Source organism: Prochlorococcus marinus CUG1438 (genome assembly GCA_017644325.1).
In the GTDB taxonomy this organism is placed as follows: Bacteria; Cyanobacteriota; Cyanobacteriia; order PCC-6307; family Cyanobiaceae; genus Prochlorococcus_A; species Prochlorococcus_A marinus_AA.
This window is the reverse complement of the sequence record JAEPLS010000003.1, coordinates 1-20,928: the sequence shown is the minus strand read 5'-3', so window position 1 is coordinate 20,928 and position 20,928 is coordinate 1. Positions and strand designations below refer to the sequence as shown.

Below are 20,928 nucleotides of genomic sequence, written 5' to 3'. Positions count from 1 at the left end.
GATAAAAATCAACCTTTCATTCTAGATCTTTTTAGAAAGATCTTTTTTAATGACTTCATACCTTATTAATTTCAAAGAATTTCCGTCTCTATTGATATCTAAATTTACAAAACTATTAAGAAGTTCAAGAGAAAGCTCACCTTTAATGACTAATTTGAAATTTTTATTTTTTAAATTTTTCAAATTTGAGGCAGAACAAATCTTTATAACAATTTCTTTTTTTTTAGTATTAACAAAAACCAATTCTCCTCTAACAGAAAAATAATTATCTTTTAAATCTAATTCTTCTAATAATTTAGGGAAGTTAGTTTTTGAAGAATCAGTTGGAAAATCATTCAGTTTGTAAGGATCCCAGATACCTGCAACCTGTAAATGTAAGTTTTGAGTATTTTTATTTTTTGGATAAACAACCCAAAAATAACTTTTCTTCAAATCAATATGCTTTTTTAAAAGTGATAATGTTTTACCTAGTACTACTGTTTCAATTTTTTCGCCTTTGTTGTCAATTAAAAAACCTCTATTTAACTTCTTGTCGTCATGGGGAGAAAATTTACCATTAATAATGCCGATCGCTCTGTACTGCAATTGATTAGTAACTTTTGGGATGGGGTTTTTTAACATATTAAAAATTTGAAATTAGAATTTAAAGTATTAAATTTCTTATTGTTCCTCCAAACTATTAAAGGACTTTAACGCATCGTCAATAGCATCAGATGGTTTAGTAGCATCATTCAAACTATTATGTCTTCTGATCATTTCAACAAGCTCAAATGGATTAGTTGGAATGGCTGACTTGTCCTCTTCACTTTTAGTTGAGGTATCAATTTCTAATTCTTCAAAAATATATTCAGCATTTAAGGAATAACCTTTTAAGGAAGTTAAGAAAATAAAAATAATTACTAAAGTTATTGACTTAGGTAGGCTTTTGCAAAAATTTTTCATTTTATTTAATTTCAAAATTCTTTAACGCCATAAATATCTGCTAATTTAATTTTACATAATTTGGTAGAAATTTGTTAATAGCAACTTGGAATGTTAACTCTATAAGAACCAGACTTACACAAATTATAAATTGGATGAATCAAGTCGATCCCGATATACTTTGTTTACAGGAAACAAAAGTGATAGATGAGAGTTTCCCATTTGAACCTTTCGAAAAATTAGGATATTCAGTGGAGGTGTACGGACAAAAGTCATACAATGGTGTTGCTATTATTTCTAAAACAAAAGCCGAAAATGTTAAAAAAGGATTCTACGGTTATACGGACTCTGATCAAAACATCGACATTTTCCAAGATCAAAAAAGATTAATTTCTGCCGATATTGATGGTACTAAGATCATAAATGTCTATGTACCTAACGGATCTTCACTAGACTCTGATAAGTTCAAATATAAAATTAATTGGTTAAAGTACTTGGCTTCGTTCTTGGATGAGCAAGAAAATACGGGACAATTAATTTGTCTGATGGGTGATTTTAATATTGCTCCGTCTAACTCAGACATTCATGATCCAAAGAAGTATGAAGGAGGAATTATGGCATCTAAGATAGAGAGGGATGCACTAGATAATGTTCTCAAAGGAAGATTAATAGATTCTTTTAGGATTTTCGAAAAAAACACTGGACATTGGAGTTGGTGGGATTACCGTAATAATGCATATGAATTAAATAAAGGTTGGAGAATAGATCATATCTACATCAGTAAAGAACTTTCATCAAAACTTAAAAGTTGCGTGATAGACAGCTCTCCCAGATCAAATTTACGCCCTAGCGATCATGCTCCAGTAATGATAGATATTAACTTAAACGACATAAATGAAGATTTTTTTGAGGAAGATGATAATTTTTTCGAAATATAAATAAAACAAATAGATTGCTTTAAAAATCCTGAAAAGGCTTATATCCAAAGGATTATATTGATAAATATTGATATATTTGATAATTTCTTAAAAATTAATAATTTACAATCTAGAATATCGCAATAAAAATATCATAATGTAGAATTTCAATCTGATTGACAAAATTTTTACTTATTTCTAAGTTAAGACATGCCAAAATTTTTCTCAAAGCTTTTTTTGTTTATTAAATTGTGACTGATATATTAAATTGCACCAAATCTGAAGAAATTTTCTCCGCTGCCCAAGAATTAATGCCCGGAGGAGTGAGTTCTCCAGTAAGAGCCTTCAAGTCTGTTGGTGGTCAACCAATTGTTTTTGATAGAGTCAAAGGTCCCTTTGCTTGGGATATTGATGGAAATAGATATATTGACTACATAGGCAGTTGGGGACCTGCTATATGTGGCCACGCCCACCCTGAAGTTACAACAGCATTGCAAGAAGCTATTGAGAAAGGCACCAGTTTTGGAGCTCCATGCGTTTTAGAGAATAAACTTGCTGAGATGGTAATAGATGCTGTTCCATCTGTAGAAATGGTTAGATTTGTTAATAGTGGAACTGAAGCCTGTATGGCTGTATTAAGGCTGATGAGAGCATTTACTGGAAGAGATAAAGTTATTAAATTTGACGGATGTTATCACGGCCATGCTGATATGTTTTTGGTAAAAGCAGGGTCGGGGGTAGCCACTTTAGGATTACCAGACTCTCCAGGTGTTCCCCGAACTACAACTGCCAATACACTTACTGCTCCTTACAATGATCTTGAAGCAGTAAAAAAATTATTTTCTGAAAATCCTGATGCCATTTCAGGGGTGATTCTTGAGCCCATTGTTGGGAATGCTGGATTTATTAAACCTGAGCCTGGATTCTTAGAAGGCTTAAGAGAATTAACAACTGAAAATGGATCTTTATTAGTTTTTGATGAAGTAATGACTGGTTTCAGAATAAGTTATGGAGGAGCTCAAGAAAAATTTGGAGTTACTCCTGATTTAACCACACTTGGAAAAGTTATTGGTGGAGGATTGCCTGTTGGAGCTTATGGAGGCAAAAAAGAAATAATGTCAATGGTAGCCCCTTCCGGACCTGTCTATCAGGCAGGAACTTTGAGCGGTAACCCACTCGCAATGACTGCTGGAATAAAAACTCTTGAACTACTTAAGCAAGAAGGAACCTACGAGAAACTAGAGGCAACAACCTCAAGATTAATTGAAGGGATAATTCAGTCTGCAGAGAATAATGGAATTTCTATTAATGGTGGAAATGTAAGTGCTATGTTTGGGTTTTTCTTATGCGATGGTCCGGTTAGAAATTTTGACGAAGCCAAAACAAACGATGCTGAATTATTTGGCAAGTTGCATAGAGAAATGCTTCAACGGGGTATTTATCTGGCCCCAAGTCCCTTTGAAGCTGGTTTCACATCACTTTCGCATAGCGAAGAAGAAATTGATAAAACTATTGAGGCTTTTGATCAATCTTTCAATGCTATAAAGAAATAATCATTTACATAATTTTGTTCTATGGAAATTATATAAATGATTAGTTGTTGTAAAAAATTACTTGTAAATAATTATCTTCTACCACCTACTATTACTGGAGGACTTCCTCCTTCTGAACCTGGTAGACCAGGAACAACTTGAGTACTGCCGTCCCACTTATCAAGAAATAATTTGAAAAGCACTTGATCGTCGAGGCTTCTATTTAGTGTTTCATATCTAAGTGCTTCTTGTTCAGCAATTTCTACTTCTGTCTTAGCTCTTAGTAACTGCTGACCAGCTATTTGCTTTTGTTCAATAGCTGCTCTATATTCTTCAGCTATCTCTAATCCAGTTAAATCCAAACTTTTAACATCTACATAATCGAATGAATTAAGTTCTTGAGCAACAGTATCACCAACTTTCTCAGAAATTACAGCAAATTCAGTAGCTATTGTTTCTAGCTCATATTGAGAAAAAACTGATTTCAGGGCTTTAAGTAAAGATGGCTGAACAATTTTTTGATAAACATCGCTATTTCTACTTGCTATTGTTGCAAAAATCCTTCCTGCTTCGTTGGGTTTTACTGAATACTTAACAGTTGCTGTCGCCCTGATAACCTGAAGGTCTTTAGTTAAAGTTTCAAATTTTTCTGGTTGAACTTGAGTTTTAATATCAAATGGATATACAGACTGAATAAATGGAAGTTTAAAGTTTAAACCAGCTCTTCTAGAGGGGCCACTTACTTTACCTAGTGTAGTGACTACTGCAACTTGTCCAGATGGGACAACGAAGAGAGCTTGGGTCAGCAAAAGAAAGCCAGTAAAGGATAATACAATCAATAATGTTGCTGTTCCACCAGGTCCAGTTGGCGTGACGTTTTTAAAGGATGTTGACATTAAATTTTTTCTTTTAATTAATCATATTTAAATACACTAATTAGTGCATGTATAAGCCATTTAATTAAAATATTTTTTTAATAATTGAAGAGGTAATTATAAATATTTTTTTTAAATATTGGATTTAAATTCCTGCAAAAGCTGTAAATAAAGGTCCTCATCTATCTCCCTAATATCATATTCAGAGGGCAAAACTCCATGCTTGTGCTCATGAACTGCCATCCAACAAAATTTCTCTATTTCTCCATTTGAAAAACGGGGATATTCTTTCACCTTCAAAGATAATTCTTTAATAAGAGATTCTGGATAATCTGCCATATTTTTAAAATTGTCTTTTTATGATCTTACCTAAAGTTATTAGCCTTTAGAGGAATGTTCAAAGACTCTTCCAATTCACTAAGAAGCTTAATTGCTAATTGAAGATCATTTTTGCTCTTACTTGTCACCCTGAGCGTTTCTCCATTGATACTTACATTAATTTTTTTAATTTGATCTCTAATATTTTTACTGATTTTTTTTGCTATCTCTTGTTTAATGCCTTGTTTTAAAAGGATGGTCTGCTTAATTTTGTTTCCACTCACTATCTCAATTTCTCCATAGTCAAAAATCTTTAAAGATAAATTTCTTTTTATTGATTTTTGTCGAATTATGTCATTTATCGCATTTAAGGTTAGTTCACTATTAGTGGTAATAAAAATATTTTCTTTATCTAAAACAACTATCGAATCTGTTCCTTTCAGATCGTAACGCTGAGAGATTTCCCTTTTTACTTGATCTAAAGTATTAACTAATTCCTGTCTCTCAAAATCAGAAATCACATCAAATGAAAAGCTTTCTGCCATCTTTAATTTTTAACTCAAGATTATTTTTAGCATAAATTAAATTTAAGTAAACGGTAATAGATTTATTTAATCAAAAAATAACAAACTAACCATTTTCCCCATCTCTTCTGCACATCTACAACTATTTAACAAGGTTTCACTATCGTGAAAGGCAAAGCATATTAATTGATCACACCTTGAAATTATTTCTTGATTACAAAGACTACTGGCAAGTGGCAAGGGCAATTCATCATTTTCACTTTTTTCTACCAAATGTATGACCCTTTCAAGTTGATCTTTAATTTCAGGTATTTGTCTATCAAGACTTTGAGGTAATAAAACAGTCAATAATGATGGATTAATATCTAAAACTGCCCGAATAACCGCTGCATTAACCCCTTGAGAGCCAGATGTAAGGATGTTATGCCCTTCTTCTGCTAAGGACCTTGCTATCAACTCAATCAAATGGACGTCGACGACAGGTACATGTCTGCTCCCCAAAAAAGCAATCCTCCTTTTCCCATTATCTTGGAGTTTTGCGAGTTCTTGAGCTAATGCATCAACGCCTTCTGTTGCTGGTAGATCTAAAGAGCGACTCAAAATAAAATGGTTCCTATATTTGAAATTAGCATTTATCTGAAAAATTGCAGGGAAATTCTATCTTTTCGAGAATTCCTTTTAAATTTACATTTTCCTGAACTAATTGAATAGCATAAGATGCCTTAATTGATTCATGTATTCTGACATGTCCAAAAGCTTCTTCAATAATTTCTACAGAGGCAAGAGTATCTAATTCCACCTTTAAAATTGGCACCTCCAATTCTTCTGCTCTATGAATCAATTGTGATAGAGGTTCTCCCAAACCAGTTAAAATAAGACATTGAGTCGAAGCTTCCAAAGCCGCAAGTTGAATATCAGTTCTATCAGCTCCAGTAACTACAGCCATATTTCGTCTTCTTCTGAAAAATTCCATTGCAGAATTCACACCCATTGCACCAATACTTAATGTCTCAACAAGTAATTGATCTTTTTCAGGACAACAAATTACTTTGGCGTTTAGTCTTCTTACAAGTTCACCAACGGTGACACTTCTTAGCAGTGGTGATTTAGGCATTACTCCAAATACTTCAATATTCATGTCTCTTAGAGAGGGTATTATTTCATTCTTTACTTTTTCGACTTCTTGAGGCAAAACTGCATTCAATACTACTCCAGCCAAATGGTCTCCTAATTGTTTTTTCGCATCAAGTAATGCATCAACACTTTTACAATCTTCCCACAAATTCACAATTAAGACTTTTGCATCTAAACACTCAGCAAGTTGTGGAAGACTTAAGCCATAAATCATCCCTTCATGAAGACTGCCAGCTGCTTCAAGAATATTTAATCCTTTAAAATCATCATTAACTAAACGCTCAATTTGATCAAACCCTTTCCCTGGAAGTAAGTCTTTATTTGAAATTCTTTTTTCTGCTGATATATTATCCAACAATCCTACTGAGGAAATTAAATTATCCTCTTCGATATTCAATGTGGATCCAATAAACTTAACATCATCATCTATTAAGCCTTCATAGGACATTGAAGGCAGGTTAGTAAGTTCAATACATGTTGCTAAAGGTTTACCTATACGTACTTGTTTTTTTTCTTGTAAAAGTCTTTTTGCTATCCCAAGAACCAATGCAGACTTACCACTAAATGGCTCACATGAACCAATTAACAATATATCACTCATAATTATTAAAGTTATTTGTCCATAAGTTCAAGATAATATTATTTTTAGAACTAAACAAATATTTATTTATGAGTTTTAATCAAATAAATATATATTTTTTTAGATAAATTTATTTTAGTTCTTTGGTATTTCATTTAATTCAAACAAAATGATAGATTCAATTAGAGAAGGGAAAACAGTTGGTATTACAGGAGCATCAGGCACGCTAGGAAAGGAACTAACGAAGTTGTTTCGTAATAAGGGATATAAAGTGATTGGATTTTCTCATAGAAAGACTGATTCTGCAGTAAATCTTGAATCTCCTAATGAATGGATTAAATGGGAATGTGGGAAAGAATATAAATTAACTAAGTATTTAAAAAAAATAGATATTTTAATTCTGAACCACGGTATTTACAATCTGAGTAGAGAAAATACCAATTACGAAAATTCAATCGAAATAAATGCATTAAGCAACTTTAAATTTTTGAATTTATTTGAAGACATTGCCCGAAAAAATAAGTCATTAATAAGAAAGGAGATTTGGATCAACACATCTGAAGCAGAAATATTGCCAGCCCTCAACCCATCATATGAGATAAGTAAATCCCTTATTGGACAATTAGTTTCATTCAAAAAAAATCTTATGGACAAAGATACTAAGAAAAAATTAATTATTAAAAAAATCATCTTAGGTCCCTTCAAGTCAGAACTTAATCCAATTGGAGTTATGAGTCCCAAATTTGTATCTGAAAAAATTTATGATTTAGCTAATGCAAAAAGTTACCTAGTAATAATTAGTCCAAACCCTTTAACATACTTACTTTTCCCACTAAAAGAATTTCTTAATTTTTTGTATTGTAAAATTATCTACAAATACAAATCTTAATTTCTAAAAATCTCTATCTGTCAATATTTCGATCCCATCTTTTAAAACAACTATTGTATGTTCCCATTGCGCAGATAATTTTCCATCTACAGTTATTACGGTCCATTTATCATTTAATGTCTTACAAAATTTAGTCCCTTCATTAACTATAGGTTCTACGGCTAATGTCATGCCTTCACGGAGAACTACATTTGGCAATTCTTTGGTTCGGAAATTGAATACGGAGGGTTCTTCGTGAAGATTTCTTCCAACTCCATGGCCTGTGTAATCTTCAACAACACTAAAGCTATTTTTTTTAACAATATCTTCAATTTCGCCAGCAACTTCAAGGAGCGTATTTCCAGCCTTGATTTTTGAAAGTCCCGCATATAAAGCTTCATAAGCCACATCGCTAAGATTTTGGGCTTTTGAGCTAACTTTTCCTACACATATTGTTATGCAACTATCCCCATGGAATCCATCTAAATATGCTCCTGTGTCAATTTTAACTAAGTCACCATTTTTAATTATTTTATTTTTATTTGGTATCCCATGTACAACCTCATTATTAATACTAGAACAAATGCTAGAGGGGAAACCGTGATAACCCTTGAAACTTGGCACTGCTCCGAAACTTTTTATCCTCTTTTCTGCGAAATCATCTAAATCTTTTGTGCTCATTCCAGGTTCAATTAGATTATTGATTTCTCTCAAAACTGTTGCTACTATCCTGCTAGATTTTTTCATCAAATTTATTTCACGTGCAGATTTTATTTCGATACCTCTTCTCCTCTGGATAAAAGGAACTTGATCATTTGCGATGGAATTATTTTTATTTAATAAAAGATCTGCAAAATAATTCATTGGAATAAATAATAGTAATAGATAAATATCTTCAAGATAGCCATTATTAACTTGGCCATCTTAAATCTATCAATAAACAATAGGAAACAGGAATGAAACTTTTATCTAATTCTAGGCAATTTCATAAGGCTTTGGCACCTTGGATTTTTCTTCCATTATTTATATCTTCAATTACTGGTCTACTTTATAGGGTTTCAAAAGATTTATTAGGTTATTCTAGAGACCAAGTTCATTGGTTAATGTCACTCCATGAGGGCGAATGGCTTGGAGATAATGGAGAATTGGTATATGTATTTTTGAATTCCCTTGGAGTTTTATGGATGCTCATAACAGGATTCCAAATGTTTTCAAAAACAATTTCATTTACCAAAAAGGTTACTAAAGGCGAGTCAAAAGGTTAAGATATAGAACTTGTAGGACAATAAAGACCCAAATGGCCAAAGAGAAACTAGAAATTGAATTAGAAACCGGTAGTAAAGCTGACGGATCAATTGATGTGTCAGTCGAACAACAAGGGGGGGACTTGGTTTCTGAAACCACTAAAACATTAAGCGTTTCAAACCTTATTGAAGAATTCGAGAATGAGCAATTAAAAAAAGAATTACCTGAGATTTATGTTGGAGACACCGTTAAAGTTGGAGTAAAAATTACAGAGGGCAACAAAGAAAGAGTTCAACCTTACGAGGGAGTTGTCATAGCGAAAAGACATGGGGGTATTAACCAGACAATTACCGTTAGAAGAATTTTCCAAGGCATAGGTGTTGAAAGAGTATTTATGCTACATAGTCCACAAGTTGCCTCTCTAAAAGTTGAACGTAGAGGTAAAGTAAGAAGAGCTAAGTTATTCTATCTAAGGGATAGGGTAGGAAAAGCTACTCGCGTAAAACAACGCTTTGATCGTTAAAGTTGTAAATTTACAACCTTATTGGTCACAATGGCGCTTATAATCTATTTAATGCGTCGTTAGTTCAGTTGGTAGAACGCAGGTCTCCAAAACCTGATGTCGGGGGTTCAAGTCCTCCACGACGCGTTTGATCAACATTATGTAAATCATTTTTTTATAAAATGGAGTTAGATCTTCAACCTGGGGACGTAGTTAAAGTCCTCGAATCAGCAGCTTTAGGATGGGTTCGTGCAAGAGTCATCAGAGTTAAATCTGGTGGGAGAGTTGTAGTACAAAGTGACCAAGGTAGAGAATTCACAGCAAGAGGTAACCAAGTCAGGTTGATAGAACCTGCGGGGTTTAGACCCCAAAAATAAATACTTATTTATCTACTGGTATCTCTTAAATTTACATTTTCTTTAAAATCCTAAAATTAATAAAATTTTTTTATTACAACAACATTAATTAAACACTATGATCTGATAATTTTAGAATAGCGTTCTAATAAATTTTAGAACCAAAATTCTGGGACCGTAGTTCAACTGGTTAGAGCACCGCCCTGTCACGGCGGAAGTTGCGGGTTCGAATCCCGTCGGTCCCGTTTCTTATTAAAGAAATTTGGAAAAACGATTAAGACTCGCCCCTAGTCCGACGGGTTTATTTCATATTGGAACAGCTCGAACAGCCTTATTTAACTGGTTGTATGCAAAAAATATAGGCGGAAAGTTTCTCATCAGGATAGAAGATACGGATTTTCTTCGATCTAAATCTGAATATACAAAAAATATTTTAGAGGGATTGAAATGGCTTGGACTTAAATGGGATGAAGAACCTATAAATCAAAGTGAACGAATTTCGATTCACAAAAGTTACATCAAAAAGCTAATTGAATGTGGAGCTGCATATAGGTGCTTTACAACTGAAAATGAAATTTCTGAATTAAGAGAAGAACAAAAAAAGAAAGGATTACCTCCAAGGCATGACAATAGACACAGAAGTCTTTCAAAAGAAGAAATAGAAACATTCATATCCCAAGGGAGGACTTCAGTAATAAGGTTTAAGATTGATGAAAAAATTGAAATTAAATGGGTAGACCAAATAAGAGGCGAAATCAAATGGCAAGGGAAAGACTTGGGTGGTGATTTAGTTTTGTCAAGAAGGGCAAAGGGATATGAGATTGGAGATCCTTTATATAATCTTGCAGTTGTAGTGGACGATAATTTCATGAATATTTCTCATGTTGTAAGGGGTGAAGATCATATCTCGAACACTGCAAAACAAATATTAATTTATAAAGCATTAAATTTTAATTTGCCGACTTTTTCACATACACCCCTAATACTGAATAGTGACGGTAAAAAATTATCTAAAAGAGATTGCGTTACTTCAATTGACGAATTTAGAGAGTTGGGATATTTACCTGAGGCCTTATCAAATTATATGGCCTTTTTAGGTTGGTCTCCAAAATCTGCCGAGAGAGAGATACTTTCACTTGATGAGATATCTGAAATTTTTGACTTATCAGACATAAATAAAGCTGGAGCTAAATTTAGTTGGGAAAAACTCAACTGGATTAATTCTCAATATATAAAAAGAATGGAATCAATAGAGTTAAGTAAGATCATGAAGAAATACTGGGATGATAATGGTTGGGTACCGCCGTCTCAAGAATGGGCTTATAAATTAGCAATTTTGCTTAGAGACTCTATTACTCTTTTGAAAGATTCCATTGATCAATCAAAACCCTTTTTCTTAATACCTACGATTCAAAAAGAAGGCCAAGATTTTTTGGAAAAAGATGATAGCAAAGCATCTCTAAAACTAATCTTAAATTATTTAACTGAGCAAAACACTTCAAAACTAGATAAAGATAAAGCCAAAGAAATAATAAACGAAATCTCTAAAATGCATAATGTTAAAAAAGGGATATTAATGAAATCATTGAGAGTAGCCTTTTTTGGATCTCTCAGTGGACCAGATTTAATACAAAGTTGGGAGCTTTTCTCTGAGAGTAAAACTGATAGATCTCGAATTGAAAGATGTCTTAAATAAATTTAAATTATATTTTTTGTTCTAATTCAAGACTCTTTGATAAAGGTTTGGCTGAGAGACCTTGAATTCCTACTGTCATTAATATAGTAAGAAAAACTAAACCTTGGAGACGGCCAGCCCCAAGGATACCAGCCTGCTCTAACCTTATAGAAAAAAGAGATGCTACCGCTGCAGTAACAATACCTCTTGGTGCTAACCAGGCTAAAAATATTTTTTCTTTTAAATTCAATTCTCTTCCCATTGTTGCTATCCCTATTGAAATAGGGCGAACAATTACCATCAACATTAAAACGCAAACAATACCTCCCCAGCCAAGCGGACTTAATTCACCCCAAGAAACGTCAGCAGCCAAAAGAGGGAACAGAACTGTTATTGCTAATTGAGCTAATTCACCTATTAGATTATCCAATCTCTCCTTATCTATAACTTCTCTTTTGCCTACAATAAAACCCGCCGCTACAGAAGCCGGCAAGCCTGATTCCGGCAAAAAATATTCGCAAATTCCATACACAAGGAAAATGAATCCAAGGGTGACTTGAAGCTCTATACCAAATGAGGCTTCATTTTTTATTTTTTTTAAAATTTCTGATAGCAACCATCCTGCACTTAATCCGATTAAAACTCCTCCCCCTAATCTTTGCATTAACGCTATAAATACTTCGTTAATCCCTCGTAGGTCTCCTAAAGTCAGTTCTAAAAGCAATAGTGCGAGTACTGCGCCAATTGGTTCAAGCAATAACCCTTCAGCTTTTAAAACTTCTGAGAGGGGGGAAGCTAATTTTATTTGTTCCACTAATGGAGAGACAACTGTTGGTCCAGTAGCAAGAACGATGGCACTATATATTCCTGCAACTTGCCATGAGAGGCCTGCCAGCCAATGAGCAATAAAAATTCCAGATGATAATGAAATAAAAAGTCTTACCAACGAAATTTTCAAAACAGTATTTCTTATATTCCCCTCAGGCAGTTTTAAATTTAGTCCCCCTTCAAATAGAACCAAACAGACTAGAAGCCCAACAATAGTTTCAAGACCTTGTCCAAGATCTAAAGGCTCAACCAGTCCTAAACCTGATCTTCCTATAAGTAATCCAGAAAGCAATAAAATAACAACACTAGGAAATCCTGTTAAAGAAGAAAATAATCGAGCACAAGCACCTGCGAATACAGTTATTCCCCAAAGTAATCCAAGCCTTTCAGGCGTCATAAAAAATTATAAATAATAGAAATATTTATTATTTTGATTAAATCAATAATCTTATCTGAAGTCCAATAAATACAATACTTTTTAATTTAATTTATAAGATAAACAAGAGTAATTTTTCTAAAAACTTTCAAAAATACTTTCAGGTCAAATGCATTTTATTTCTATTAAGAAAATTGGCTTAATAAAGCAATAATTATAAAAATAACCCCTATACCAACGGTTGCCATCCTTCCATTCCATATTTCAGCTTGAGGGGTAAAACCTCTTTTCCACAAATTCAGTTCCTTTTTATCAACGAAGTTTTTTGTCTCTTTTATCTCGATTTTAGGTTGCTTCTTCATTGAAATTAAAAGGGAGGGTTTTCTTCATAAAGGGTATTTGCTTGTTCAATTGATAGTCTTCCTGCAACACCTAACTTAAGGGAACTAAAATGATCCTTTAAGTTAATCCTGAACAACGCCGCCGCTCCAATCATTGCAGCATTATCTGTACAAAGATTAAGGGGAGCTAAATGAACTTTAATAGATTTTTTACAAGCTTCACTAATCATCATTTTTCTTAATGTATTATTAGCAGCCACTCCTCCAACTACAACAACATTATCCAAGCTATGTTCTTCTGCACATCTTATTGTTCTTTCTACCAAGACTTCTGCCACTACTCTCTCAAAACTTGCAGCAATATCAGGAGTGGGAATGGTCTTCCCTTCCAAATTTATCCTCTCAACTAATCTAAGTACGGCAGTTTTTAGACCACTAAAAGAGAAATCATATTTAAGAAATCCACCTTTTTTATCAGAAATCCTACATTTTGGTAAATTAAATTTCATTGGATCACCACTTTTAGCAATCTTTTCAATTGCCGGTCCTCCTGGATAACTCAGGCCTAATAATCTTCCAACTTTATCAAAGGCTTCTCCAGCAGCATCATCAAAACTTTTCCCAAGTCTCTGCATTCCCCTTCTATCATCAACCTTTATCAATTCAGTATGTCCACCGCTAACAAGTAATGTGAGAAAAGATTTCTTTGGATAATTTTCTGAAAAAAGAATTGAAGATAAATGCCCTTCCAAATGATGAATTCCTAAAAATGGCTTTGAATGTAACATGCAAAGTGATCTTGCAGTTATGGAGCCAACTCGTAAACAACCAACTAATCCAGGAGCTACAGTTGATGCAATATAATCAATTTCCTCAATTTTAATTTTTGATTCTTCTAAAGCCTTATCTAATACAAAAGGTAATAACTCTAAGTGCTTTCTAGCTGCAAGTTCAGGAACAACTCCTCCCCATTTTGAATGATCTTCAATTTGAGATGCGATTATATTTGAATGTATTCTGAAAGTATCGCCAATATTAGAGACTATTGAGACAGATGTCTCATCACAACTTGTTTCAATAGCTAAAACTTTATTCATTTTTGATTCAACTTGTTCTATTTTAATATTAATTTCTTACTTAACACACTATAAGGAATTAAAGATTGCAACTTATGAAATTCTTTTTTTCAATCATAACCTCAGTTTTTCTGTTTCTAGGAATCACTCCAACTGCTCTAGCTGCTAATGGGCCTGCCTTAAATGCAGACAGAGCTAGTACAGAATATACTGCTTCAGCCCTTACAAAATGCTCTGAGAATCCTAAATTCATTGAGAGAGCAAATTCAGCAACTACTCAAAAAGACATCGCAAGATTTGAAAGATATGGGAAAGCATCATGCGGAGATGACGGTCTTCCACATTTAATAATTGGACCTCCTCTTGAGCCATGGGGAGCCCTATTAAATAGAGGTCATGAAGGAGATTTACTTATTCCCGGAGTATTATTTATTTACATTGCTGGTATTATTGGCTGGTCAGGAAGAGAGTATCTAATTGAATCAAAAAAGACCAAGAATCCGGCCGATCTTGAGATCATTATTGACCTAGACTTAGCTAGAAAATGTCTTGTAAAAGGAGCACAATGGCCTCTTCTTGCTAATAAACAAGGTAGAAATGGAGATTTAAGAGAGAAAGATAAGAATATTACACTTAATGGTCCTCGCTAAACATCTTTAAAAAACTTTTATAAAACAAATGTTCAAAATTCTAAACACAAAATTTGTAAGATCTGCCCCAGTAGTAGCAGCAATTTGGCTAAGCCTTACAGCTGGAATAATTATTGAATTTAATAGGTTTTTCCCAGATTTATTATTCCATCCAATGAGCTGAAGAAAGAGAGAATAATCAAGTTTTTATTAACTTGATTATTTTTTTTGCTGTTTCATCAACATTATGATTTGTTAATGCAAAATCAAATTGATTTGATACTGAGATCTCATAATTAGCCCTTGAGAGTCTTTTTTTAATTGCTTCTTCTTTTTCTGTACCTCTATTCCTTATTCTCCTCTCTAACTCTTCTTTATCAGGAGGAAGTAAAAATATTGAAACTGAATTAGGGAACTTATTTTTTATTTGCCTTGCACCCTCTACTTCAATTTCAAGTAGTACGGTAAATCCCTCCTTTATTTTCTCATTAACAGAAGACAAAGGTGTGCCATAGTAATTCCCAGCGAATTGAGCCCATTCAAGGAACAGGTTTTGTTCAATCATTTCTTTAAAATTTTTTTGATTTAAAAAGTAGTAATTTTCTCCGTCCTTCTCTCCCTCTCTAGGTTCTCTAGTAGTTGCAGATATTGAAAGCCAAAAATTTTTTTCTTTACCTAATATTTCTTTAACAACTGTTCCTTTACCCACCCCGCTTGGACCAGTAAGAATAATGAGTTTTTTTTGATTTTTCATATTAAATTTTTTACAGTAGGATAAACATCTTGTGAATTAAAAAGGAATAATGCAAAAAGGTGTTCCACAGATAATGGATATTACATCTATTAGATCTGTCTTGCATTATTTAACAAAAAACATCTTACCTACAAAGTTTGAAACTGCCCAACAACCAGACCCTAATACAATTCAATTATGTTTAAGAGGAGTTGATTCTCAAACATGGTTAGAAGTTTCATGGAATGGAGACTCTCCTAGAATACTAAAGATAAATAGGCCAGAAAAGATTGGGAGAGAAAGCACTCTTTCTAAACAAATAAGATACGGATTAAAGTATATGGCTTTAATTTCGATTGATCAAGATGATTTCGAGAGAGTTATAAAATTTGGTTTTGCAAAAAAACCTGGAGATAAAATCAGTAAGTTTTTAGTTTTCGAGTTAATGGGAAAACATAGTAATATTTTTTATTTGGATAATAAAGATAAAATAATTGCAGTTGGTAAACAAATTAAATCAAGTCAATCAAGTTTTAGAACAATTTCAACAGGATCGATTTATTCTGGCCCTCCGGTTAATCTTAAAAAACAACCTCGAGAAGATGAGTCTTATCAATCATGGAAAGAGTCAATTTCTGTAGTGCCCGAGTCTTTGAAATACTGTTTAATAAACACCTATCAAGGAGTAAGTCCTATCCTTACAAAACAATTAGAACTAGTAAGTAATACTAAAGATTTGGAAATAATGGGAAAAAATATCGATATCATTAGCGATTCAGACTTAAAGGAGATATTTAAAAATTGGAAGATTTGGATAAATAGGTTTAAAAACAATAATTTTAACTTTTCCATATTTGATAACGATTTTTATTGCGTTTGGTTTTTTGATAAAGAAATTAATTGCGAAAATAAAATTGATTTATGCACCGGTTTAGAGAACTATTATGATTATCATCTGAATCAAAAAAAAATTGAATTGTTGGGAAAGAAAATTGAAGGGATAATTTTTAAACAGACCAATAATGAGAAAAAGAATTTAAATATTCAATATGATCTTCTGAAAAAATCTGAAAACTACGAGGTATATAAAGAAAAAGCTGACAATATATTCAGTTCAAATGAAATTAATAAAAGAGATATTAATAAAGCACAAAAACTATATAAAAAGTCAAAAAAACTCAAGAGATCTAGAGAGTTGATAAAAGAAAGATTAAGTATTTACAAAACAAATATAGAAAGATTAGATGAATTCAATACACTTCTAGAAAATCTAAATTCTTTAAATCATGAAAAACTTTTTATGCGAATCAAACTTTTAGAAGAAATTATGGAAGAACTATGTAACGAGTTTAATATCAATATCAAGAGGCAAAGAGAAGACAAGAAAAGTATATCTGAGATACAATCTCTTCCCATTCAAGTTGACACTCCCACAGGATTGAAGCTTCAGGTAGGGAGGAATATGAGGCAAAATGATTTAATAAGCTTTAAGTTTTCAAAAAAAGGTGATCTATGGTTTCATGCACAGGAATCACCAGGTAGTCATGTAGTTTTAAAATCTTCATCTCAAGTAGCATCTGAACAAGATCTTCAAATAGCTGCAGATCTAGCTGCTTTATTTAGTAAAGCAAAAAGAAACATTAAAGTTCCAATTAATTTAGTAAAGATTAAAGACTTGCAAAAAATCAAGAAAGGAGGACAGGGGTGCGTTTCCTTTAAAAATGGAGAAATTATTTGGGGAAATCCTACAAGAGGAGAAGATTACATTAAAAAAAATCTTAAAACAGTAAATTAGTTTATAATAAAAAAAATTTAAAAATCTAAATGTTTGATTTTCTTTTGGGCACTCATGAATTTTTAGGAAATCATAGCTTTCCAGAATTTATTGTTGGATATCTATTTGGTGCTGCATTAATAATTGGAGCTCCTACTGTTTTCTTATTACTTGCCTTCGTAAGCGCTTTAATGAAAACGAATGGGAAGATGGGTGGATATAGAGAATATGAAACTTATGGTGAATCATCTTTAAATGATGCTCCTCCTTTCTTATTACCAGATCCAACTAATCCTAAATTAAGCAAATAGTTAAATTTATGGAAAAATAAATTGGACTTTGACAATAGTATTTTTAAACATTTTTCTTAAATAATCTTTATCAAATAATCAATGAGAGTTAAAGGTCAAAGTGAAAATAACTTACCAGATTCGATGACTTTTACTGATCATTTAGATGAGCTTCGTCACAGGATACTAAACTCAATTTACTCAATACTTATTTCAATATTCTTTAGTTTTCTAATCATAAAGCCGTTAATATCTTTTTTAGAAATCCCTGCCGGTGATATTCATTTACTACAACTTGCTCCAGGAGAGTTTTTATTTGTCGCTATTAAAGTAGCAGGTTACAGCGGATTAATAGTTTCTATACCTTATATTTTTTATCAAATAATATTATTCATTTCCCCTGGTTTAACAAAACAAGAAAAAAGCCTTATCTTGCCAGCAGTTTTTGGTTCAGGTCTTCTATTTTTCTTGGGACTAATTTTTTCATGGTGGATATTAGTTCCTGCAGCCATAAATTTCTTTATTTCTTTCGGTGCTGATATTGTTGAACCAACTTGGTCTATAGAAAGATATTTTGATTTTGTTCTCTTATTAATGACTAGCACTGCAATAGCTTTTCAATTACCAGTATTACAATTTATTCTTGGTTCTCTTGGAATAATTACAACAGAAAAAATGATTTCGAATTGGAAGTTTGTTGTAATCTCTTCAGCAATTTTATCTGCAGTGATAACCCCTTCAACAGACCCATTAACGATGTCATTGCTATGTACATCGATTGTTTTTTTATTTTTTGTGGGTACTGGATTAACTTACTTATCAGAAAATCTTAAGTCAAAAACTCTTTCATCTTCTCATTAACATTTAATTGCAAGCTCACAGCTCTACCCAGCCTTGGTTTAGCGTTAGTTCTTTTAAGCCATTCCCTTACTTCCTCTGAATATCCACATCTATTTAAAATCTCAATTTTATCAGCTATCGATTTTTTATATTCATCCTCACTTAAAGGAAATGATTCCTGCCCAAGAAATCCCCACATCATTTGAAAATAGACAAAATTTCCTCTTCTAAAAAGCCTAAAGTCATATTTTTTTTTCCAGCGATGCATCAAATAATGAATCACTTCATCTACTAGTAATGGGTTCATTTAAATCAATTAATTAAGACTTCCTAAACTTTTACTTTAAATTATTAAAAGTCCTATCTATTTGCAACAGAAATTGATCAATTTGATCCATAATAACTAATAAATAACAGAACCAAGTAGCGAATGACTCAATTAAGTTCCAATGATGTCCCTTCAATGGGCCGAAGGCAATTTATGAATCTTCTTACATTTGGTACTGCAACTGGTGTAGCTTTAGGCGCCCTTTACCCCGTAGCAAATTATTTCATGCCTCTAAGAGCAGGAGGAGGTGGTGGTGGAACTTCTGCTAAAGATGAATTAGGTAATCCAATAACTAAGACAGGTTGGTTAGCTACCCATCAAGCAGGTGACAGAAGTCTAGTGCAGGGTCTTAAAGGAGACCCAACTTATTTAATAGTTAATGAGGGTGGAGAGATAGGAGAATTTGGTTTAAATGCAATTTGTACCCATTTAGGGTGCGTTGTCCCATGGGATAGTGGTGCCAATAAATTTATATGCCCTTGTCATGGCAGTCAGTACGATACAAATGGGAAAGTAGTCAGAGGGCCTGCTCCTTTATCCTTGGCCCTGGCTCATGTCGATATTGAAGATGATGCTGTACTGGTCAAACAATGGTCAGAAATTGACTTTAGAACTAATGAAAATCCATGGTGGGCATAAAAAAATGAAAGGTTTTAAAAATCAAATCATGAAAAAAACAAGTTTATTGATCTGTACTCTGCTTTTTATTTCCAGCATTGTATTTTATCCTAAGTCAACTTTTGCTTATCCATTCTGGGCTCAGCAAAACTATGAATCCCCAAGAGAAGCCACAGGAAAGATAGTCTGTGCAAATTGTCATCTAGCTCAGATGCCTACCATTGCAGAGGTACCTCAATCTGTTGGTGCAGATAGTGTTTTCAAAGCTGTAGTTAAAATACCCTACAAAAATGACTTAAAAGAGATCGGCGCTGATGGTTCTGAAGTTCCATTACAAGTTGGTGCTGTTGTAATGTTGCCTGATGGCTTTAAACTTGCTCCTCAAGAAAGATGGACCGAAGAAATCAAAGAGGAGACAGAAGGGGTATATTTCACTAATTACAGTGAAGAGAAAGATAATATCATCATTGTTGGACCTTTACCCGGGGATACCAATAAAGAAATAGTTTTTCCTGTACTTTCCCCTGATCCATCCACTAATAAAGAGTATCACTATGGGAAATACTCCTTACATATCGGAGGAAATAGAGGTAGAGGTCAGGTATACCCAACTGGAGACAAAAGCAATAATGTAGTTTTCACCTCTCCAACCTCAGGAACTATTAATTCAATAGACACAATTGAAGATGGTAGCTATGAGGTCAACATAGAAAATGAGAATGGTGAGATAACTACTGAAGCAGTACCTGTTGGTCCTCAACTTATAGTAAAAGCACAAGACAAAATTAACGCAGGTGACCCGCTTACTAATGATCCAAATGTTGGCGGCTTTGGACAATTAGATGCTGAGGTTGTACTTCAGAGTCCATACAGAGTAATTGGATTAATTGCATTTTTTATTGGTGTTGGTCTAACTCAAATCCTTTTAGTGTTAAAGAAAAAACAGGTAGAAAAAGTTCAGGCAGCAGAGGGGATCTAATTTTCTTTTAAATGCTTATATTTCAAGCTTTTATACAATCTCCTGGAGAAACATTTTTAAATTTAGGATTTACAACCATTAAATGGTACGGATTACTTATTTCTATTTCAGTTTTAATCGGCATATTAATTTCTAAAAAACTTGCAAAGTTAAGGAATATTAACCCCGAATACATAAGCGAAATACTACCATCACTAATAATTTTTTCAGTAATAGGAGCAAGAGCTTATTACGTAATTTTTGAGTGGAGACAATATAGTGGAGAGAACTTTTTTACTTCTTTAGAGCTATTCAACAAAACAGTTCGAATACCATCTTTTCTAGCCGTCTGGGAAGGAGGCATAGCAATCCACGGAGGTCTAATTGGAGCATTATTAGCTGTTATATTTTTTTGCAATTCAAAAAAAATTCATTTAAAAACTTTTTTGGATATATTGATTCCCTCAATTATTCTTGGACAATCTATTGGAAGGTGGGGAAATTTTTTCAATAATGAAGCCTTTGGTGTTCCAACAAATCTGCCTTGGAAATTATTTATCCCCATCCAAAATAGGCCTTTAGAATTTATTAATTACAAATATTTTCATCCTACTTTTCTCTATGAGTCATTATGGAATCTTTTAATTTTCATAATCCTTATTACTATTTTTAATAAACAAAATAAAATGG

At 33.0% G+C, this 20,928-nt stretch carries 28 protein-coding genes and 2 tRNA genes; 17 read left to right on the top strand and 13 right to left on the bottom strand.

Features of this window, described 5'->3' with window-relative positions; all coding sequences use genetic code 11:
- Nucleotides 1–21 precede the first annotated feature (21 nt).
- Entirely contained in the window at nucleotides 22–621 is a 600-nt protein-coding gene (locus JJ847_08435) for a hypothetical protein (protein MBO6960911.1), read from the bottom strand.
- Between the two features lie 39 nt (nucleotides 622–660).
- Nucleotides 661–942 carry a hypothetical protein gene (locus JJ847_08430; protein ID MBO6960910.1) on the bottom strand — a complete coding sequence of 94 codons (282 nt, stop codon included), beginning with the start codon at nucleotides 940–942 and terminating at the stop codon, nucleotides 661–663.
- 71 nt (nucleotides 943–1,013) lie between these two features.
- On the opposite strand from JJ847_08430, the gene xth reads away from it, so the two are divergent.
- Nucleotides 1,014–1,859: an exodeoxyribonuclease III gene (gene xth / locus JJ847_08425; GenBank protein ID MBO6960909.1), complete on the top strand. Its 846-nt coding sequence runs from the start codon at nucleotides 1,014–1,016 to the stop codon at nucleotides 1,857–1,859.
- 230 nt (nucleotides 1,860–2,089) lie between these two features.
- Entirely contained in the window at nucleotides 2,090–3,391 is a 1,302-nt protein-coding gene (gene hemL, locus JJ847_08420; GenBank protein ID MBO6960908.1) for a glutamate-1-semialdehyde 2,1-aminomutase, read from the top strand.
- A 71-nt stretch (nucleotides 3,392–3,462) separates the two neighbouring features.
- On the opposite strand, the gene JJ847_08415 is transcribed toward hemL, so the two are convergent.
- The 5 genes from JJ847_08415 to JJ847_08395 all read right to left on the bottom strand — a co-directional run bounded on the left by JJ847_08415 (nucleotide 3,463) and on the right by JJ847_08395 (nucleotide 6,822).
- A complete protein-coding gene (locus JJ847_08415; GenBank protein MBO6960907.1) occupies nucleotides 3,463–4,266 on the bottom strand; it encodes a prohibitin family protein in 804 nt (267 codons plus the stop codon).
- 111 nt (nucleotides 4,267–4,377) lie between these two features.
- The gene (locus JJ847_08410) at nucleotides 4,378–4,584 is read right to left on the bottom strand and encodes a hypothetical protein (GenBank protein ID MBO6960906.1); all 207 of its coding nucleotides are present in this window, start codon (nucleotides 4,582–4,584) and stop codon (nucleotides 4,378–4,380) included.
- 26 nt (nucleotides 4,585–4,610) lie between these two features.
- Complete coding sequence (locus JJ847_08405; protein MBO6960905.1) at nucleotides 4,611–5,108, bottom strand: YajQ family cyclic di-GMP-binding protein; 498 nt, start codon at nucleotides 5,106–5,108, stop codon at nucleotides 4,611–4,613.
- 66 nt (nucleotides 5,109–5,174) lie between these two features.
- Nucleotides 5,175–5,687, bottom strand: a complete 513-nt coding sequence (locus JJ847_08400) for a DNA recombination-mediator protein A (GenBank protein MBO6960904.1) — start codon at nucleotides 5,685–5,687, stop codon at nucleotides 5,175–5,177.
- A 25-nt stretch (nucleotides 5,688–5,712) separates the two neighbouring features.
- Nucleotides 5,713–6,822, bottom strand: a complete 1,110-nt coding sequence (locus JJ847_08395) for a phosphotransacetylase family protein (GenBank protein MBO6960903.1) — start codon at nucleotides 6,820–6,822, stop codon at nucleotides 5,713–5,715.
- A 148-nt stretch (nucleotides 6,823–6,970) separates the two neighbouring features.
- Here JJ847_08395 and JJ847_08390 point away from each other — a divergent pair, with 148 nt between their 5' ends.
- Nucleotides 6,971–7,690, top strand: a complete 720-nt coding sequence (locus JJ847_08390; protein MBO6960902.1) for an NAD-dependent epimerase/dehydratase family protein — start codon at nucleotides 6,971–6,973, stop codon at nucleotides 7,688–7,690.
- Nucleotides 7,691–7,693: 3 nt separating this feature from the next.
- Here the strand turns inward: JJ847_08390 and map are convergent, their stop codons facing one another.
- The gene (gene map / locus JJ847_08385; protein ID MBO6960901.1) at nucleotides 7,694–8,533 is read right to left on the bottom strand and encodes a type I methionyl aminopeptidase; all 840 of its coding nucleotides are present in this window, start codon (nucleotides 8,531–8,533) and stop codon (nucleotides 7,694–7,696) included.
- 92 nt (nucleotides 8,534–8,625) lie between these two features.
- On the opposite strand from map, the gene JJ847_08380 reads away from it, so the two are divergent.
- The 6 genes from JJ847_08380 (at nucleotide 8,626) to JJ847_08355 (ending at nucleotide 11,468) form a co-directional block, all read left to right on the top strand.
- On the top strand, nucleotides 8,626–8,934 hold the full coding sequence (locus tag JJ847_08380; GenBank protein ID MBO6960900.1) for a PepSY domain-containing protein: 309 nt from the start codon (nucleotides 8,626–8,628) through the stop codon (nucleotides 8,932–8,934).
- Between the two features lie 32 nt (nucleotides 8,935–8,966).
- Entirely contained in the window at nucleotides 8,967–9,437 is a 471-nt protein-coding gene (rplS, locus tag JJ847_08375) for a 50S ribosomal protein L19 (protein ID MBO6960899.1), read from the top strand.
- A gap of 53 nt (nucleotides 9,438–9,490) precedes the next feature.
- Nucleotides 9,491–9,563, top strand: a tRNA-Trp gene (locus JJ847_08370).
- 35 nt (nucleotides 9,564–9,598) lie between these two features.
- On the top strand, nucleotides 9,599–9,793 hold the full coding sequence (locus JJ847_08365) for a hypothetical protein (protein ID MBO6960898.1): 195 nt from the start codon (nucleotides 9,599–9,601) through the stop codon (nucleotides 9,791–9,793).
- A 150-nt stretch (nucleotides 9,794–9,943) separates the two neighbouring features.
- Nucleotides 9,944–10,017 (top strand) — tRNA-Asp (locus tag JJ847_08360).
- Between the two features lie 17 nt (nucleotides 10,018–10,034).
- On the top strand, nucleotides 10,035–11,468 hold the full coding sequence (locus JJ847_08355) for a glutamate--tRNA ligase (protein ID MBO6960897.1): 1,434 nt from the start codon (nucleotides 10,035–10,037) through the stop codon (nucleotides 11,466–11,468).
- 7 nt (nucleotides 11,469–11,475) lie between these two features.
- Here JJ847_08355 and JJ847_08350 read toward each other — a convergent pair whose 3' ends face one another.
- The 3 genes from JJ847_08350 to tsaD form a co-directional block, all read right to left on the bottom strand.
- Complete coding sequence (locus tag JJ847_08350) at nucleotides 11,476–12,672, bottom strand: cation:proton antiporter (GenBank protein MBO6960896.1); 1,197 nt, start codon at nucleotides 12,670–12,672, stop codon at nucleotides 11,476–11,478.
- Nucleotides 12,673–12,836: 164 nt separating this feature from the next.
- Nucleotides 12,837–13,013, bottom strand: coding sequence for a high light inducible protein (locus JJ847_08345; GenBank protein MBO6960895.1), 177 nt, complete (start codon nucleotides 13,011–13,013; stop codon nucleotides 12,837–12,839).
- A gap of 5 nt (nucleotides 13,014–13,018) precedes the next feature.
- On the bottom strand, nucleotides 13,019–14,089 hold the full coding sequence (gene tsaD, locus JJ847_08340) for a tRNA (adenosine(37)-N6)-threonylcarbamoyltransferase complex transferase subunit TsaD (protein MBO6960894.1): 1,071 nt from the start codon (nucleotides 14,087–14,089) through the stop codon (nucleotides 13,019–13,021).
- 74 nt (nucleotides 14,090–14,163) lie between these two features.
- Here tsaD and JJ847_08335 point away from each other — a divergent pair, with 74 nt between their 5' ends.
- Both JJ847_08335 and psaJ read left to right on the top strand, forming a co-directional pair.
- Nucleotides 14,164–14,718: a Photosystem I reaction center subunit III gene (locus JJ847_08335; protein MBO6960893.1), complete on the top strand. Its 555-nt coding sequence runs from the start codon at nucleotides 14,164–14,166 to the stop codon at nucleotides 14,716–14,718.
- Between the two features lie 28 nt (nucleotides 14,719–14,746).
- On the top strand, nucleotides 14,747–14,881 hold the full coding sequence (gene psaJ, locus JJ847_08330) for a photosystem I reaction center subunit IX (GenBank protein ID MBO6960892.1): 135 nt from the start codon (nucleotides 14,747–14,749) through the stop codon (nucleotides 14,879–14,881).
- A gap of 15 nt (nucleotides 14,882–14,896) precedes the next feature.
- Here the strand turns inward: psaJ and gmk are convergent, their stop codons facing one another.
- Nucleotides 14,897–15,451, bottom strand: coding sequence for a guanylate kinase (gmk, locus tag JJ847_08325; GenBank protein ID MBO6960891.1), 555 nt, complete (start codon nucleotides 15,449–15,451; stop codon nucleotides 14,897–14,899).
- A 73-nt stretch (nucleotides 15,452–15,524) separates the two neighbouring features.
- Between gmk and JJ847_08320 the strand changes: the two genes are divergently transcribed.
- The 3 genes from JJ847_08320 to tatC all read left to right on the top strand — a co-directional run bounded on the left by JJ847_08320 (nucleotide 15,525) and on the right by tatC (nucleotide 18,355).
- Nucleotides 15,525–17,225 (top strand): DUF814 domain-containing protein, encoded by a 1,701-nt coding sequence (locus JJ847_08320; GenBank protein MBO6960890.1) that lies wholly within the window; start codon nucleotides 15,525–15,527, stop codon nucleotides 17,223–17,225.
- A gap of 29 nt (nucleotides 17,226–17,254) precedes the next feature.
- The gene (locus JJ847_08315) at nucleotides 17,255–17,515 is read left to right on the top strand and encodes a hypothetical protein (protein MBO6960889.1); all 261 of its coding nucleotides are present in this window, start codon (nucleotides 17,255–17,257) and stop codon (nucleotides 17,513–17,515) included.
- 81 nt (nucleotides 17,516–17,596) lie between these two features.
- The gene (tatC, locus tag JJ847_08310; protein ID MBO6960888.1) at nucleotides 17,597–18,355 is read left to right on the top strand and encodes a twin-arginine translocase subunit TatC; all 759 of its coding nucleotides are present in this window, start codon (nucleotides 17,597–17,599) and stop codon (nucleotides 18,353–18,355) included.
- Here the strand turns inward: tatC and JJ847_08305 are convergent.
- A complete protein-coding gene (locus JJ847_08305) occupies nucleotides 18,324–18,641 on the bottom strand; it encodes a DUF3067 family protein (GenBank protein MBO6960887.1) in 318 nt (105 codons plus the stop codon). The two genes, tatC and JJ847_08305, sit on opposite strands and share 32 nt — an antisense overlap.
- Nucleotides 18,642–18,764: 123 nt before the next feature.
- Here JJ847_08305 and JJ847_08300 point away from each other — a divergent pair, with 123 nt between their 5' ends.
- The 3 genes from JJ847_08300 to lgt all read left to right on the top strand — a co-directional run.
- A complete protein-coding gene (locus JJ847_08300) occupies nucleotides 18,765–19,301 on the top strand; it encodes a cytochrome b6-f complex iron-sulfur subunit (protein ID MBO6960886.1) in 537 nt (178 codons plus the stop codon).
- 4 nt (nucleotides 19,302–19,305) lie between these two features.
- On the top strand, nucleotides 19,306–20,259 hold the full coding sequence (locus JJ847_08295; protein ID MBO6960885.1) for an apocytochrome f: 954 nt from the start codon (nucleotides 19,306–19,308) through the stop codon (nucleotides 20,257–20,259).
- Nucleotides 20,260–20,270: 11 nt separating this feature from the next.
- A partial coding sequence (gene lgt / locus JJ847_08290; protein MBO6960884.1) for a prolipoprotein diacylglyceryl transferase occupies nucleotides 20,271–20,928 on the top strand: 658 nt, incomplete at its 3' end.

What these genes read in the sequence shown, in the direction of transcription:
- JJ847_08435 (MBO6960911.1), bottom strand. Translation starts at nt 621, where the DNA reads ATGTTAAAAAACCCCATCCCAAAAGTTACTAATCAATTGCAGTACAGA.
- JJ847_08430 (MBO6960910.1), bottom strand. Translation starts at nt 942, where the DNA reads ATGAAAAATTTTTGCAAAAGCCTACCTAAGTCAATAACTTTAGTAATT.
- JJ847_08415 (MBO6960907.1), bottom strand. Translation starts at nt 4,266, where the DNA reads ATGTCAACATCCTTTAAAAACGTCACGCCAACTGGACCTGGTGGAACA.
- JJ847_08410 (MBO6960906.1), bottom strand. Translation starts at nt 4,584, where the DNA reads ATGGCAGATTATCCAGAATCTCTTATTAAAGAATTATCTTTGAAGGTG.
- JJ847_08405 (MBO6960905.1), bottom strand. Translation starts at nt 5,108, where the DNA reads ATGGCAGAAAGCTTTTCATTTGATGTGATTTCTGATTTTGAGAGACAG.
- JJ847_08395 (MBO6960903.1), bottom strand. Translation starts at nt 6,822, where the DNA reads ATGAGTGATATATTGTTAATTGGTTCATGTGAGCCATTTAGTGGTAAG.
- JJ847_08390 (MBO6960902.1), top strand. Translation starts at nt 6,971, where the DNA reads ATGATAGATTCAATTAGAGAAGGGAAAACAGTTGGTATTACAGGAGCA.
- map (MBO6960901.1), bottom strand. Translation starts at nt 8,533, where the DNA reads ATGAATTATTTTGCAGATCTTTTATTAAATAAAAATAATTCCATCGCA.
- JJ847_08380 (MBO6960900.1), top strand. Translation starts at nt 8,626, where the DNA reads ATGAAACTTTTATCTAATTCTAGGCAATTTCATAAGGCTTTGGCACCT.
- rplS (MBO6960899.1), top strand. Translation starts at nt 8,967, where the DNA reads ATGGCCAAAGAGAAACTAGAAATTGAATTAGAAACCGGTAGTAAAGCT.
- JJ847_08365 (MBO6960898.1), top strand. Translation starts at nt 9,599, where the DNA reads ATGGAGTTAGATCTTCAACCTGGGGACGTAGTTAAAGTCCTCGAATCA.
- JJ847_08350 (MBO6960896.1), bottom strand. Translation starts at nt 12,672, where the DNA reads ATGACGCCTGAAAGGCTTGGATTACTTTGGGGAATAACTGTATTCGCA.
- JJ847_08345 (MBO6960895.1), bottom strand. Translation starts at nt 13,013, where the DNA reads ATGAAGAAGCAACCTAAAATCGAGATAAAAGAGACAAAAAACTTCGTT.
- tsaD (MBO6960894.1), bottom strand. Translation starts at nt 14,089, where the DNA reads ATGAATAAAGTTTTAGCTATTGAAACAAGTTGTGATGAGACATCTGTC.
- JJ847_08335 (MBO6960893.1), top strand. Translation starts at nt 14,164, where the DNA reads ATGAAATTCTTTTTTTCAATCATAACCTCAGTTTTTCTGTTTCTAGGA.
- psaJ (MBO6960892.1), top strand. Translation starts at nt 14,747, where the DNA reads ATGTTCAAAATTCTAAACACAAAATTTGTAAGATCTGCCCCAGTAGTA.
- gmk (MBO6960891.1), bottom strand. Translation starts at nt 15,451, where the DNA reads ATGAAAAATCAAAAAAAACTCATTATTCTTACTGGTCCAAGCGGGGTG.
- JJ847_08320 (MBO6960890.1), top strand. Translation starts at nt 15,525, where the DNA reads ATGGATATTACATCTATTAGATCTGTCTTGCATTATTTAACAAAAAAC.
- JJ847_08315 (MBO6960889.1), top strand. Translation starts at nt 17,255, where the DNA reads ATGTTTGATTTTCTTTTGGGCACTCATGAATTTTTAGGAAATCATAGC.
- tatC (MBO6960888.1), top strand. Translation starts at nt 17,597, where the DNA reads ATGAGAGTTAAAGGTCAAAGTGAAAATAACTTACCAGATTCGATGACT.
- JJ847_08305 (MBO6960887.1), bottom strand. Translation starts at nt 18,641, where the DNA reads ATGAACCCATTACTAGTAGATGAAGTGATTCATTATTTGATGCATCGC.
- JJ847_08300 (MBO6960886.1), top strand. Translation starts at nt 18,765, where the DNA reads ATGACTCAATTAAGTTCCAATGATGTCCCTTCAATGGGCCGAAGGCAA.
- JJ847_08295 (MBO6960885.1), top strand. Translation starts at nt 19,306, where the DNA reads ATGAAAGGTTTTAAAAATCAAATCATGAAAAAAACAAGTTTATTGATC.